Source organism: Superficieibacter sp. BNK-5, assembly GCF_047456055.1.
Taxonomy (GTDB): domain Bacteria; phylum Pseudomonadota; class Gammaproteobacteria; order Enterobacterales; family Enterobacteriaceae; genus Superficieibacter.
The window spans coordinates 3860273-3873547 of the sequence record NZ_CP179893.1; the positions used below are offsets into that span (position 1 = coordinate 3860273).

General features: G+C 51.4%; 14 protein-coding genes and 1 other annotated feature. All 14 genes read right to left on the bottom strand.

Annotation, left to right across the window (positions count from 1 at the left end; genetic code table 11):
• Window positions 1-3: 3 nt before the first annotated feature.
• Complete coding sequence (gene selO, locus ACMGGS_RS18455; RefSeq protein ID WP_414163838.1) at window positions 4-1446, bottom strand: protein adenylyltransferase SelO; 1443 nt, start codon at window positions 1444-1446, stop codon at window positions 4-6.
• A gap of 65 nt (window positions 1447-1511) precedes the next feature.
• Window positions 1512-2222, bottom strand: coding sequence for an EAL domain-containing protein (locus ACMGGS_RS18460; RefSeq protein WP_414163839.1), 711 nt, complete (start codon window positions 2220-2222; stop codon window positions 1512-1514).
• Between the two features lie 437 nt (window positions 2223-2659).
• Window positions 2660-3124 carry a C40 family peptidase gene (locus tag ACMGGS_RS18465; protein ID WP_414163840.1) on the bottom strand — a complete coding sequence of 155 codons (465 nt, stop codon included), beginning with the start codon at window positions 3122-3124 and terminating at the stop codon, window positions 2660-2662.
• A 79-nt stretch (window positions 3125-3203) separates the two neighbouring features.
• Complete coding sequence (gene btuD, locus ACMGGS_RS18470; RefSeq protein WP_414163841.1) at window positions 3204-3953, bottom strand: vitamin B12 ABC transporter ATP-binding protein BtuD; 750 nt, start codon at window positions 3951-3953, stop codon at window positions 3204-3206.
• The gene (locus tag ACMGGS_RS18475; protein WP_414163842.1) at window positions 3953-4504 is read right to left on the bottom strand and encodes a glutathione peroxidase; all 552 of its coding nucleotides are present in this window, start codon (window positions 4502-4504) and stop codon (window positions 3953-3955) included. Before ACMGGS_RS18475 ends, btuD begins: the two co-directional genes overlap by 1 nt.
• Window positions 4505-4532: 28 nt before the next feature.
• The gene (btuC, locus tag ACMGGS_RS18480) at window positions 4533-5513 is read right to left on the bottom strand and encodes a vitamin B12 ABC transporter permease BtuC (protein ID WP_414163843.1); all 981 of its coding nucleotides are present in this window, start codon (window positions 5511-5513) and stop codon (window positions 4533-4535) included.
• A gap of 145 nt (window positions 5514-5658) precedes the next feature.
• Window positions 5659-5958 carry an integration host factor subunit alpha gene (gene ihfA, locus ACMGGS_RS18485; RefSeq protein ID WP_006820203.1) on the bottom strand — a complete coding sequence of 100 codons (300 nt, stop codon included), beginning with the start codon at window positions 5956-5958 and terminating at the stop codon, window positions 5659-5661.
• A 4-nt stretch (window positions 5959-5962) separates the two neighbouring features.
• Window positions 5963-8350, bottom strand: coding sequence for a phenylalanine--tRNA ligase subunit beta (gene pheT, locus ACMGGS_RS18490; protein ID WP_414163844.1), 2388 nt, complete (start codon window positions 8348-8350; stop codon window positions 5963-5965).
• Between the two features lie 15 nt (window positions 8351-8365).
• Window positions 8366-9349: a phenylalanine--tRNA ligase subunit alpha gene (gene pheS / locus ACMGGS_RS18495; RefSeq protein WP_414163845.1), complete on the bottom strand. Its 984-nt coding sequence runs from the start codon at window positions 9347-9349 to the stop codon at window positions 8366-8368.
• A gap of 38 nt (window positions 9350-9387) precedes the next feature.
• Window positions 9388-9511 (bottom strand) — a sequence feature (Phe leader region).
• On the bottom strand, window positions 9462-9506 hold the full coding sequence (pheM, locus tag ACMGGS_RS18500; RefSeq protein ID WP_001386830.1) for a pheST operon leader peptide PheM: 45 nt from the start codon (window positions 9504-9506) through the stop codon (window positions 9462-9464). (Overlaps the previous feature by 45 nt.)
• 107 nt (window positions 9512-9618) lie before the next feature.
• Window positions 9619-9975, bottom strand: a complete 357-nt coding sequence (gene rplT, locus ACMGGS_RS18505; protein ID WP_002440151.1) for a 50S ribosomal protein L20 — start codon at window positions 9973-9975, stop codon at window positions 9619-9621.
• Window positions 9976-10025: 50 nt separating this feature from the next.
• Complete coding sequence (gene rpmI / locus ACMGGS_RS18510; RefSeq protein ID WP_001124225.1) at window positions 10026-10223, bottom strand: 50S ribosomal protein L35; 198 nt, start codon at window positions 10221-10223, stop codon at window positions 10026-10028.
• A gap of 86 nt (window positions 10224-10309) precedes the next feature.
• A complete protein-coding gene (gene infC, locus ACMGGS_RS18515) occupies window positions 10310-10852 on the bottom strand; it encodes a translation initiation factor IF-3 (protein ID WP_071828920.1) in 543 nt (180 codons plus the stop codon).
• A gap of 3 nt (window positions 10853-10855) precedes the next feature.
• On the bottom strand, window positions 10856-12784 hold the full coding sequence (thrS, locus tag ACMGGS_RS18520) for a threonine--tRNA ligase (RefSeq protein WP_414163846.1): 1929 nt from the start codon (window positions 12782-12784) through the stop codon (window positions 10856-10858).
• Between the last annotated feature and the right edge of the window lie 491 nt (window positions 12785-13275).

Consider the following 13275-nt stretch of genomic DNA (forward strand, 5'->3'; position numbering starts at 1 on the left):
GCGTTAACTCGAGCAACTCACCTCAAGCCGCTTGCCCCAGTCCGGCGGGCGACGAGCATAATCATCGTCTCTTTCACGGAAGGGTTCACGCAGAATGCCGTGCAGTTGCTCAAGCTCACTAACGTCACCCTGTTCTGCGTGCTCAATAGCGCGTTGGGCCAGCCAGTTACGCAGCACCACACAAGGATTCACGTTTTGCATCGCCTGTTGACGCTGCGCGTCGTCAATCTGTTCCGTTTGTAAACGCTCGCGGTAACGCGCAAACCAGCTATCAAACGCGCCACGGTCGATAAACTCATCACGCAGCGGCGAGGCGGCGCTATCCTGCTCCGCGTGGCTAAGCATGCGAAAAGTGCGCGTATAATCGCTGCCTTCGCGCGCCATGAGGGCAAAGAGCGCATTTAACAGCTCGTTGTCCGCTTGTTGTTCGCTAAAGAACCCGAGCTTACGGCGCATTCTCTGTCCGTACTCGGTTAGTAGCGCATGCTGATAATGGTCCAGCGTCGCGTTCAGGGTATCAACATTAATCAATACGGAGAGCGTTTGTGCCAGCCGCTGAAGGTTCCACAGTCCTACGGCGGGCTGATTGTCAAAGCTATACCGTCCCTGATGATCGGAATGATTACAGATAAAACCGGGCTGATAATCATCAAGGAACCCGTACGGGCCATAATCCATCGTCAGACCAAGAATCGACATGTTATCGGTATTCATCACGCCGTGCGCAAAGCCGACCGTTTGCCAGCGGGCAATCATTACCGCCGTGCGTTCCACTACATCACGGAACCATAAGGCATATTTATCCCCGTCTTCCTGCAAATGTGGCCAGTGATGGCGGATGACATAATCTGCCAGTTGACGCACCTTTTCCGGCTCACGACGATAGTAGAAATGTTCAAAATGGCCGAAACGAACGTGACTTTCGGCAATACGCATTAACATCGCGCCCTGCTCAGTAGTTTCGCGTTGCACCGGCGTATCGCTGGTGACAATCGACAACGCCCGCGTGGTGGGAATACCCAGCGAGTGCATAGCTTCTGATGCGAGACTTTCGCGGATCGTCGAACGCAAAACCGCCCGGCCATCGCCCATGCGTGAATAAGGCGTCTTTCCAGCCCCTTTCAGGTGCCAGTCAAATTTTTTCCCGTCGGGCAGTTGCTGTTCGCCAAGCAAAATTCCTCGCCCGTCGCCGAGTTGCCCCGCCCAAACGCCAAATTGATGTCCGCTATAAACCTGAGCGAGAAGTGACATGCCGGGCAATAACGTTTCCCCGCCCCAGACACCAGCACCCTGCTCGGGATTGAAAAGGCCATCAGGGACATTGAGATAATTAGCCAGCGCCTCGTTACGCCAGATGACGCGGGCGTTGCGCAGCGGCGTTGGGGCCAGCGCGGTGTAAAAGTCTGGCAACTCATCGCGCCAGCTATTAATAAAAGACAGGTCCATAGATCCTCCTGCCTGTAAGTGTAGTGCCTCAGGCCGGGAGTAAACACGGAGGGTTTGCAGGGTTATCAGTGAACCAGCGACGTAACCTCTTCTTTATTGACCATCGGCCATAATGCGCCCTGCATCGCACTGAATGGAAAAGCACTCACGCGCTGGTGTATTTCTTCACTATCTATGCCCGTAATCATAACGGAGGTACAGAAAGGACTTATCTGCGCAAACAGCGCGCGCATAAAGGGTTCGAAGGCAATGCCTGATAATTGTCGCTGCACAAAATTTTTATCCAGCGCAATACGCTTAAATAGCCCGGCGAATACTGCGTGGGTAGTCGCGTCCCCTGCACCAAAATTGGCTAATACAAGCGGATAGCGCTTTGCCAGGCGTACCAGCGGATGACTTTCAGTTAATGTATTTAACTCTGGATAATTCTCATTTAAGGTCAATTCCAGAAAAGGAAACCGTTCAATAATGGAAGCCAATTCAACATCCGTTAACAGCGCATCGACGATAGCGGGAGTAATAGAAATCCACGCTAATAATTGTTGCTGAATAAAGAATATTTGACAGGTTTCCAGTAGCGCCAGCTTTTCCCGAAAAAGGCTACACTCTTGTTCCGCACTAAGAAGAGGAGAAAGGAGTTCAACAGGGAACCGCACATCGGCCCTGACGGCGGAAAAGGTGGCGACAACTTCAAGCCCGACCAATGCGCCACTACCATTTCTGGCAGGCAAAAATAATAGATCTGAACGATAATCGTTATCCAGAGAAACTATCATTGTACTAACCCCTCATTAAGGGCAAGAACAGGCTTTTTAGAATGGTAAGTTAAGTGGCTCTGCCAAATGGCTTTTAATAAAGAGTGTTGCATATTGTCCATTTTCATTACGGATTTTCCCTACCCTTTACGCTTCAGTGTAATCTATGTCGGGTAAGTAACACAATTAAAGTCCCTGGCGGAAATCTCTGAATTCGACGCAGCTTTTTATTGTCACCGTAGCGGTGACAATGCTTAGCAGGCTCTCTTTTCAACGCCTCTCCCGCTGCGGACAGGTGCTTATAAATTAAAGTTAAAACCAGGACGAATGGAGAATGTTACTGATTAACCCACCCGGGGAAATCAGAAAACTGATAATACGTTCAGAATTAGTTAAGTAATTTGCGTTAAATCATCTTTTCATGTATTGAGAAAAACCGCAAATAGCGGTTTTCCCTGTTAAATGCGACGTGCCTGCCAGAAATTTTTGCTCCAGTAGACGTTATCCAGCGAAGAACGCATCACGCCCCGACTGGTGGAAGCATGGATAAAGGTATTATCGGTATCATAGATCCCTACATGCAGTCCGCTTTCCCCCGACCCCGTTTTGAAAAAAACCAGATCGCCCGGAAGGAGGTCGTCTTTATCTATTTCAGTACCGATTTTGGCCTGCTGGCGGGTTTCCCGTGGCAACTGGAGGGCAAATTTGTCGCGAAATGTCATCAACACGAAACCTGAACAATCAACCCCGCGATGACTCATACCGCCATAGCGATAAGGCGTACCGCGCCAGTCATGGAGTTGCTCGTTGAGATTGGCAATAACGAGAATGGAGTCCGCAAGTCGCGGATTGGGCGGATGTGCCCGATGCGAGCTACACCCGGCTAAAAGGAGTGCCGTAAATAAAATAAACCAGCAACGCATGTCCGTGCGATCCCTCTACGCTTTTAATGACGGATTAATTTACCCTGTTAATTATCAGGCTGGCAAGAGACCATTCGTGCTACCCGCCCGAAAGCAGAATGCGGTGTCCTTCTACATCCAGACGACGAAACGGCATACTGTAGGTAGCGGCAAGCCAGGTCGGGGTAAGCACCTCATCAGGCGTTCCACAAGCCATCATCTGACCGGCACGCAGTAACCAGACGCGATCCGCATGACGCAGCGTATGATTGAGGTCATGGCTGCTCATCACAATGGCTATTCCAGCCTGACACAACTCACTGAGTACCGTATCCAGCGCGGCTTGCTGCGCCACGTCCAGGCTATTCATCGGTTCGTCGAGTAATAATAGCTGCCCACGGGGATTGCCGCCGGGATGAATCTGTAAAATGACCGCACACAATCTGACGCGCTGCCATTCACCGCCGGACAGATGATGTACCTGCCGGCCCAGCTTATCACCCAAATCAAGCCTGGTGGCGACATCCTCAAGCAGCGATGTCAGTGCAGGATCCGCCTGATGCAGTTTCAGATAGTGCCACACGGGCATGGCAAAAGGCGGCGTCTGGAGCTGAGTCAGAAAGGCGCGATGGCGTGCCAGCCTGGCGGCCGACCACCGTTCCAGCACCCGATCGTTGAAAGCCACGGTACCGGAACCTGCGCTCAGACCGGCAATGCGGGTCAATAACGTGCTTTTACCGGCACCGTTTGGCCCCACCAGATGAACAATCTCTCCGGCGTTAACGTCGGCGGAGATCGGGCCTACCCGCCCGGCCTCCACAACATTACGCATTTCTAACATCACAGACATTATTTGGCTAATGCCAGTTTAATCGCTTCCATAACAATCGGATCTTCCGGCTGCATATCCGGTGAAAAACGTTGCACTACCTGACCATCGCGCCCGACGAGGAATTTCTCAAAATTCCATAAAATATCGTCTGGATAAAGCGGTGCTCGTCCTTTACTCGCCATCCGCTCGTAAAATCCGCTGCTTTCTGGTGCGACGGCGGTCGGCGCGGCGGCGATCAGTTTCTGATACAGCGGGTGACGGTTTTCGCCATTTACCTCGATTTTGCTGAACAGCGGGAACGTGACGCCATAGGTCGTGCTACAAAAGGTCTTAATTTCCTCTTCGCTGCCCGGCTCCTGCCCCAGAAACTGATTGCAGGGGAACCCCAGAACCTTAAAACCTTCTTTTGCCCATGCAGCCTGAATGTTCTCCAGCCCTTCATATTGCGGCGTCAGACCGCATTTTGAGGCAACGTTGACGATTAACAGAACATCACCTTTGTAATGCTCAAGCGTGGTGTTTTCCCCATCAATGGTTGTCACAGCAGTATTCAGAATATCGTGTTGCATAGCGTCCCCTTAGTGGATATCCCGGGTCTTATCGCCCGGCCTTTAATAATAGCCAGATAAAAACAGGTGCGCCCAGTGTTGCCGTCACAACACCTACGGGTAATTCTGCCGATGCCAGCGCCAGGCGGGCAATAATATCGGCAATCAGCAAGGCTATCGCTCCCGCCAGCGCGCTGGCGGGTAACAGCACACGATGATCGGTCAGGCCGCATAACCGTAATATATGCGGGATCACCAGACCAATAAAGCCTATCGCGCCAGCAAGCGCCACGCTGACGCCGACCATCCAGCCGGTCGCTACCACCAGCAGATTTCGCCACAGCCCCAGCGGTAATCCCAGTTGCCGGGCGGAGGTCTCGCCCAATGCCAGTAAATTAAGCGCGGGAGACTGAAAGCAAACCCATACCATGACAGGCAGCAGGGCCGCCATCAACCAGCTTTGCTGCCAGTCAACGCCGCCGAAACCGCCCATCATCCAGTACATCAGCTGTCGCAGGTCAAAAGAGGTTGAAAAGTAGATAGCCCAGGTCATGAAGGCGCTACAGATAATCCCCAGCGCTACGCCCGCAAGCAATAAACGGCTGGTGGAAAGATGTCGTCTGGCAAACCGCAGCAGAATAAGCGTGATGATAAGCGCACCGGCGATGGCGCATAGCCCCAGCGCCCATTGCGGCAATCTCCCCTCGCCTGATAGCACCGCCGCGATTAACCCTACGCCCGCACCGTTTGAAACACCGAGTAATCCTGGCTCTGCCAGCGGATTATCAAAAAGCGCCTGCATGATGGCTCCGGAGAGCGCCAGCGCGGCACCCACAAGGATCACCGCCAGCGTGCGAGGCAATCGTATTTGCCAGACAAAGAGATGCCCCTGCGGAGTGGACCAGGAGGCGGGGCTTATCCACTGCTCGCCTGCACAAATACCGAGTATCACGACTAGCGTCAGCGCCAGTGACAGACTGAGAATCCAGTATCGGTTGCGCCGCTGTTGTCGTTGCGCCCAGACAAGCATGTGAACGTCTCCGTAAAGAAAACTCCCCCTCATGGAGAAGAAACGCCTGAAATATACTGGATTACAGGGTGAATAGAAACACCGGGCCGGTCAGAGGCGCGTTAAGAAAAAAGGCCGCATAAGCGGCCTTTTTGGTTAGTTCAGATTACTCTGCTTTGGGCGAAGCGTTTTCGACACGGCTTTTTAACTTCTGGCCGGGTCTGAAGGTCACTACGCGCCGGGCTGTAATGGGAATATCTTCACCCGTTTTCGGGTTACGTCCCGGGCGTTGATTTTTATCACGCAAATCAAAGTTACCAAAACCGGACAGTTTTACCTGCTCACCATTTTCCAGAGCGCGACGGATCTCTTCGAAAAACAGCTCAACCAGCTCTTTGGCATCCCGTTTGCTAAGCCCAAGCTTATCAAACAGATATTCTGACATTTCAGCTTTTGTAAGCGCCATAGGTTCAATCCCTCAATGATGCCTGGAATCGCTCTTTCAGTGCCTCTACGCATCTGGCAACGGTAGCGGCAATCTCCTCTTCTTCGAGTGTACGGCTGGTATCCTGAAGGATGAGGCTAATAGCGAGGCTCTTGTAACCCTCCGCTACGCCCTTACCGCGGTACACATCAAACAAGTTTACGCCAACTATCTGATTTACGCCAACTTTCTTACATTCTGCCAAAACATCTGCTGCGGCGACATTTTCAGCCACTACGACAGCGATGTCGCGACGGTTTGCCGGGAAGCGAGAAATCTCCTGCGCCTGAGGCACCACGCGGTCTGCAAGCTTGTTCCACTCCAGTTCAAACACCAGTGTGCGACCGTTAAGATCCAGTTTACGTTCCAGCTCAGGATGAACAACGCCAATAAAACCAATACGTTCATCTTTCAGATAAATCGCTGCTGACTGACCCGGATGCAGCGCCGGATTGGCTTCTGCTTTGAACTGGATGTCAGCAAGTTTGCCGGTCAGGTCGAGAATAGATTCCAGATCGCCTTTCAAATCATAGAAATCAACGCCCTCTTTCGCCAGGTTCCAGTGTTCATCGTGGCGGTTACCACAGATAACACCTGCCAGCATAAGATCCTGACGGATACCTAAATTGGCCTGCGTATCCGGGACAAAGCGTAAGCCGGATTCAAAAATACGTACCCGGTTTTGCTGACGGTTCTGGTTATAAACTACGGTGCCGAGCAGCCCGGTCCACAGCGACAGACGCATCGCCGACATCTCGATGGAGATCGGACTTGGCAGGATCAGCGCCTCTTCCGCCGGGTGGATCAGCTGTTGCAGCTTAGGATCGACAAAGCTGTAGGTGATAACTTCCTGATAGCCTTTATCGTTGAGCAGCGTTTTCACACGCTTCAGGGACAGGTTGGCTTCACGGTGGTTACCCATGATCAGACCCGCCTGCACTGGCGCATTCGGAATATTGTTGTAGCCGTACACGCGCGCCACTTCTTCGACCAGATCTTCTTCGATTTCCATGTCGAAACGCCAGCTCGGGGCGACAGCCTGCCATTCATTCTGGCCTACCGTCACTTCACAACCCAGACGACGCAGGATATCGCTGACCTGCTCGTCAGCAATGTAATGACCAATCAGGCGGTCCAGTTTGCTACGACGCAGCGTAATGGTGGCACGTTTTGGCAGCGTGGCTTCGCGGGTAACATCAATTACCGGACCAGCTTCACCGCCGCAGATATCTATCAGCAAACGCGTCGCACGCTCCATCGCTTTATATTGCAGCGCCGGATCGACGCCACGTTCATAACGGTGAGAGGCATCGGTATGCAGGCCGTGACGACGAGCGCGACCAGTGATGGACAGCGGGTTGAAGAAAGCACATTCCAGCAGCACGTTTTGCGTTTCTCCGTTGACGCCTGAATGCTCGCCGCCAAAGATACCGCCCATCGCCAGCGCTTTATGATGATCGGCGATAACCAGCGTATCAGCGCTGAGCTTCGCTTCGCTACCGTCGAGCAGCACCAGCGTTTCACCCTCTTTCGCCATGCGCACCACGATCCCGCCCTCAATGCGATCTTTATCGAACGCATGCATCGGCTGTCCCAGCTCAAGCAAAACGTAGTTAGTCACGTCAACCACTGCATCAATAGAGCGAATGCCACAGCGACGCAGTTTCTCTCTCATCCACAGCGGCGTCGGCGCGCTGACATTGATGCCTTTAACCACGCGGCCCAGGTAACGCGGACACGCCTCGGGCGCATCGACGGTAATCGGCAGTACATCGTTAATCGTTGCCGCGACAGGATTAATTTCTGGCTCCATCAGCGGTGACTGGTTCAGTACGGCGACATCACGCGCAACGCCGATAATCCCCAGGCAGTCGGCGCGATTGGGAGTGACACTGATTTCAATGGTGTTATCGTCAAGCTTCAGATAATCACGGATATTCGCGCCAATCGGTGCATCAGCTGGCAGTTCGATAATGCCGCTATGATCGTCAGAAATGCCCAGCTCAGAGAAAGAGCACAGCATCCCTTCCGACGGTTCGCCACGCAGTTTGGCCGCTTTAATTTTAAAATCGCCAGGCAGTACCGCGCCAATCGTTGCCACCGCGACTTTCAGTCCCTGGCGGCAGTTTGGTGCGCCGCAGACGATATCAAGCAGGCGCTCACCACCCACATTGATTTTCGTTACGCGCAGCTTGTCCGCGTTCGGATGTTGACCGCATTCGACTACTTCACCGACTACAACACCGTTGAAGGCCCCTGCGACTGGCTCCACGCCATCGACTTCCAGACCTGCCATCGTGATTTGATCGGACAGTGCGACGCTATCAATAGCCGGGTTCACCCATTCGCGTAACCACAGTTCACTAAATTTCATTGTTCTATCCTGCCCTTATTTAAACTGTTTGAGGAAACGCAGATCGTTTTCGAAGAACGCGCGCAAATCGGTGACACCGTAACGCAGCATGGTCAGACGCTCCATGCCCATACCAAAGGCGAAACCGGAATACATTTCCGGATCGATCCCCACATTACGTAATACATTCGGATGTACCATGCCGCAGCCCAGCACTTCCAGCCACTTACCGTTTTTACCCATAACGTCAACTTCCGCAGAAGGTTCAGTAAACGGAAAATAGGACGGACGGAAACGGATCTGCAAGTCTTCCTCAAAGAAGTTACGCAGGAAATCGTGCAGCGTCCCTTTCAGGTTGGTAAAGCTAATATTGGTGTCGACAATCAGCCCTTCCATCTGATGAAACATTGGGGTATGGGTCTGATCGTAGTCGTTACGATAGACGCGTCCCGGGGCGATAATGCGGATTGGCGGCTGCTGGTTTTTCATGGTGCGGATCTGCACGCCTGAGGTTTGGGTACGCAGCAGACGGGTGGCATCAAACCAGAAGGTATCGTGGTCAGCGCGCGCCGGATGGTGGCCCGGAATATTCAGCGCGTCAAAGTTATGGTAATCGTCTTCGATTTCCGGCCCTGTTGCCACGGTAAAGCCCAGCTCACCAAAGAAACTCTCAATACGATTGATGGTGCGGGTTACCGGATGCAGCCCGCCGTTTTCAATACGACGGCCAGGTAGGGACACATCAATGGTTTCCTGCGCCAGACGTGCGTTTAACGCGGCGCTCTCGAGTTCCGCTTTACGCGCGTTCAGCGCCTGCTGAACCTGCTCCTTGGCCTCGTTGATCACCGCACCTGCCGCAGGGCGTTCTTCCGGTGGCAGTTCACGCAGGGTCGTCATTTGCAGGGTCAAATGCCCTTTCTTGCCCAAATATTCAACGCGTACATTATCTAACGCGGCAACATCTGACGCCTGGTTAATGGCTGCCGTCGCACTGGCAACCAGCTCTGCGAGATGTGACATGATTTTCCTCATTATGTGACGATATATAAACGCCAGATACAAAAAAAGCCTCCACTGGGAGGCTTTCTGGCGCTGTTTTCCGTTTCTTTTCTCACGCGCTAGCCTCCCGGTTTCAGGTGCTAAAGTAAAAAAAGAAGCGGAAAATGGCAGCATTCATGCTTGCGTTACCTTGTGTAAGTCGGAACCGTAAGGCTTCATTGAAAAGGCTTAACGGAAAAATGTCAATCAAAACAAAAAAGAGGGAGCCAGGCTCCCTCTTCTCAACTGGCTTATGCCAGAGCTGATTTCGCTTTTTCGACCAGAGCGGTGAACGCTACTTTGTCGAATACTGCGATGTCAGCCAGGATCTTACGGTCGATTTCAACAGAGGCTTTTTTCAGGCCGTTGATGAATTTGCTGTAAGAGATACCGTTCTGACGTGCTGCTGCGTTGATACGCGCAATCCACAGTTGACGGAACTGACGCTTACGTTGACGACGGTCACGGTAAGCATACTGACCAGCTTTGATAACAGCCTGGAAGGCAACGCGGTATACGCGTGAACGCGCACCGTAGTAGCCTTTGGCTTGTTTCAAAATTTTCTTGTGACGTGCACGGGCAACTACACCACGTTTTACGCGAGCCATATGTGCTCTCCTGTATCTATTCTAATTAAAAAGTTAAAAGGGTTAACGACTTATGCGTACGGCAGGCACGCGATTACCAGGCCCAGATCGCCTTTAGAAACCATGGCTTTCGGACGCAGGTGACGTTTACGCTTGGTAGCTTTTTTGGTCAGAATGTGACGCAGGTTAGCGTGCTTGTGCTTAAAACCACCTTTACCGGTTTTTTTGAAGCGCTTAGCAGCACCGCGTACGGTCTTAATTTTTGGCATTTTAATAACTTCCACTTCGCATTGTTAATAAACGAAACATAGGCGAGCAACAACAGTGAAAACACCGTCGTTGCTACTTGAAGGCCTTACTGTTTCTTCTTAGGAGCGAGCACCATGATCATCTGGCGGCCTTCGATCTTCGTAGGGAAGGATTCGACTACTGCCAGTTCACTCAGATCGTCACGGACGCGCGTCAGCACTTCCATACCAATCTGTTGGTGGGCCATTTCACGACCGCGAAAACGCAGCGTGATTTTAGCCTTATCGCCATCTTCCAGAAAGCGAACCAGGCTGCGGAGTTTTACCTGGTAGTCGCCATCATCGGTGCCAGGACGGAATTTAATTTCCTTGACCTGGATAACTTTCTGTTTCTTCTTCTGTTCCTTAGAAGACTTACTCTTTTCATAAAGGAACTTGCCGTAGTCCATGATACGACAAACTGGCGGTTCGGCGTTAGGGCTGATTTCAACTAAATCTACTCCAGCTTCTTCAGCCTTTTCGATAGCTTCTCTCAGACTCACAATACCCAAAGCTTCGCCTTCAAGACCTGTTAAGCGAACTTCCAGGGCGCGAATCTCGCCATTGATACGATTCGGACGTGCCGTTTGAACTCGTTTTCCGCCTTTAATACCTTATTCCTCCAGTTGTTGAAGACTGCGGCTGCGAATCTCTTGTTGCAGCTTCTCGATAACTTCATTTACGTCCAGGCTGCCCAAGTCTTTGCCACGACGGGTGCGCACAGCAACTTTGCCGGCTTCAACCTCTTTGTCGCCACAGACCAACATGTAAGGGACACGACGTAAAGTGTGCTCGCGGATTTTAAAGCCTATCTTCTCATTTCTCAAGTCCGCTTTTACACGAATGCCCGCATTTTGCAGTTTTCGCGTTAATTCACTGACATAGTCAGACTGAGAATCGGTAATATTCATCACCACTACCTGCACGGGTGCAAGCCAGGTTGGGAAGAAACCAGCAAATTCTTCAGTCAGGATGCCAATAAAGCGCTCCAGTGAACCAAGAATGGCACGATGGATCATTACCGGAACCTGACGTTCGTTGCTTTCACCCACATAAGAGGCGCTTAAACGCGCAGGTAACGAGAAGTCCAGCTGTACCGTACCGCACTGCCATGCACGATCGAGGCAGTCATACAAAGTAAACTCAATTTTCGGACCGTAGAACGCACCTTCACCGAGTTGATACTCGAATGGGATATTGTTCTCTTCCAGCGCAACGGCCAGGTCCGCCTCAGCACGATCCCACGTCTCGTCACTGCCGATACGTTTTTCCGGACGAGTGGAGAGTTTGACGACGATCTTCTCGAAGCCAAAGGTGCTATACATATCATAGACTAAACGAATGCAGGCGTTAACTTCTTCACGCACCTGCTCTTCTGTACAGAAGATGTGAGCGTCATCCTGGGTAAAACCACGAACACGCATCAGGCCATGCAGCGCGCCTGACGGCTCATTACGGTGGCAGCTACCAAACTCCGCCATACGCAGCGGCAGATCGCGGTAAGACTTCAGGCCCTGGTTAAAGATCTGCACGTGACCCGGACAGTTCATCGGCTTAATGCAGTATTCACGATTCTCTGAAGAAGTAGTGAACATCGCATCTTTGTAGTTTTCCCAGTGGCCGGTTTTCTCCCACAGCACACGGTCCATCATGAAGGGGCCTTTAACTTCCTGATACTGGTACTCTTTCAGCTTAGAGCGAACAAACGTTTCCAGTTCGCGGAAGATAGTCCAGCCATCGTTGTGCCAGAACACCATACCCGGCGCTTCTTCCTGCATGTGGTACAGGTCAAGCTGTTTACCAATTTTGCGATGATCGCGTTTGGCCGCCTCTTCCAGGCGTTGCAGATAAGCATTCAACGCTTTTTTGTCTGCCCAGGCAGTACCGTAAATGCGCTGTAGCATTTTGTTGTCGCTATCGCCACGCCAGTACGCGCCTGCGGTTTTCATCAATTTGAAGTGATGACAAAAACGCATGTTCGGCACGTGCGGTCCACGGCACATATCAACGTATTCTTCGTGATGATAAAGACCAGGCTTATCATCATGGGAGATGTTTTCATCAAGAATGGTGACTTTATAAATTTCACCGCGCTGGACAAACGCTTCACGCGCTTCGTGCCAGCTTACTTTTTTCTTAATGACATCGTAGTTTTTCTCGGCGAGCTCATGCATCCGCTTTTCGAGCGCGTCGATATCTTCCTGAGTCAGCGTATGATCAAGGTCAACGTCATAATAGAAACCGTTGTCGATAACCGGGCCGATCGCCATTTTAGTATTAGGCCAGAGTTGCTTAATCGCATGACCCAGCAGATGCGCGCAGGAGTGGCGAATAATCTCCACACCCTCTTCATCTTTTGCAGTAATGATGGCTAATTGCGCATCGCTTTCTATGAGATCGGAGGCATCTACCAGCTCACCGTTAACGCGACCCGCGATACAGGCTTTTGCCAGACCAGGTCCGATATCAAGGGCAACATCCAGCGGGCTTACGGGGCGGTCGAATTGGCGTTGGCTGCCATCAGGAAGAGTAATTACAGGCATTCTATGTCCTTATTTGCAGTGGTGACCCACACGAAAGATCACATACAAAATTGCATTTTAGTTAATTATCATTCAGTTAGGAAAGGTTTTCCGCTTCACTCTGCGGAATGTGTACATTTCTGTGTACTACTTTGAAAATGTACCCTTACCCTTTGAAGATAAGCTCACCGTCAATAGTACACGTCTGAGCGGATTGTTAAAAGTGGGAGATTTAGCTGATGACTGGGAATCATAATGAGTTTTCTCTATAGGCAAGCTTCACTTCTGTCATAACAGTATCATCAAAATGATCGCACCGAGCAGCTTCATTTTACGTAAATGACTATGCAGATTTCATAAACGATAAAGATCGTCCAACAGCGCATTAAGTAACATTTGGTTAGTGTTGTTATGGGTTCTGGTTGCTAAGTTCATCTGACATTGTCAGGGATGCTATATCTCACCCATGCCCCATAACATCATTGCCTGTAACGTCTTACAAAGACTGATGA

Excerpts from the sequence above, each read along its gene's own strand:
- selO (WP_414163838.1), bottom strand. The coding sequence starts at position 1,446 with ATGGACCTGTCTTTTATTAATAGCTGGCGCGATGAGTTGCCAGACTTT.
- ACMGGS_RS18460 (WP_414163839.1), bottom strand. The coding sequence starts at position 2,222 with ATGATAGTTTCTCTGGATAACGATTATCGTTCAGATCTATTATTTTTG.
- ACMGGS_RS18465 (WP_414163840.1), bottom strand. The coding sequence starts at position 3,124 with ATGCGTTGCTGGTTTATTTTATTTACGGCACTCCTTTTAGCCGGGTGT.
- btuD (WP_414163841.1), bottom strand. The coding sequence starts at position 3,953 with ATGTCTGTGATGTTAGAAATGCGTAATGTTGTGGAGGCCGGGCGGGTA.
- ACMGGS_RS18475 (WP_414163842.1), bottom strand. The coding sequence starts at position 4,504 with ATGCAACACGATATTCTGAATACTGCTGTGACAACCATTGATGGGGAA.
- btuC (WP_414163843.1), bottom strand. The coding sequence starts at position 5,513 with ATGCTTGTCTGGGCGCAACGACAACAGCGGCGCAACCGATACTGGATT.
- ihfA (WP_006820203.1), bottom strand. The coding sequence starts at position 5,958 with ATGGCGCTTACAAAAGCTGAAATGTCAGAATATCTGTTTGATAAGCTT.
- pheT (WP_414163844.1), bottom strand. The coding sequence starts at position 8,350 with ATGAAATTTAGTGAACTGTGGTTACGCGAATGGGTGAACCCGGCTATT.
- pheS (WP_414163845.1), bottom strand. The coding sequence starts at position 9,349 with ATGTCACATCTCGCAGAGCTGGTTGCCAGTGCGACGGCAGCCATTAAC.
- rplT (WP_002440151.1), bottom strand. The coding sequence starts at position 9,975 with ATGGCTCGCGTAAAACGTGGTGTAGTTGCCCGTGCACGTCACAAGAAA.
- rpmI (WP_001124225.1), bottom strand. The coding sequence starts at position 10,223 with ATGCCAAAAATTAAGACCGTACGCGGTGCTGCTAAGCGCTTCAAAAAA.
- thrS (WP_414163846.1), bottom strand. The coding sequence starts at position 12,784 with ATGCCTGTAATTACTCTTCCTGATGGCAGCCAACGCCAATTCGACCGC.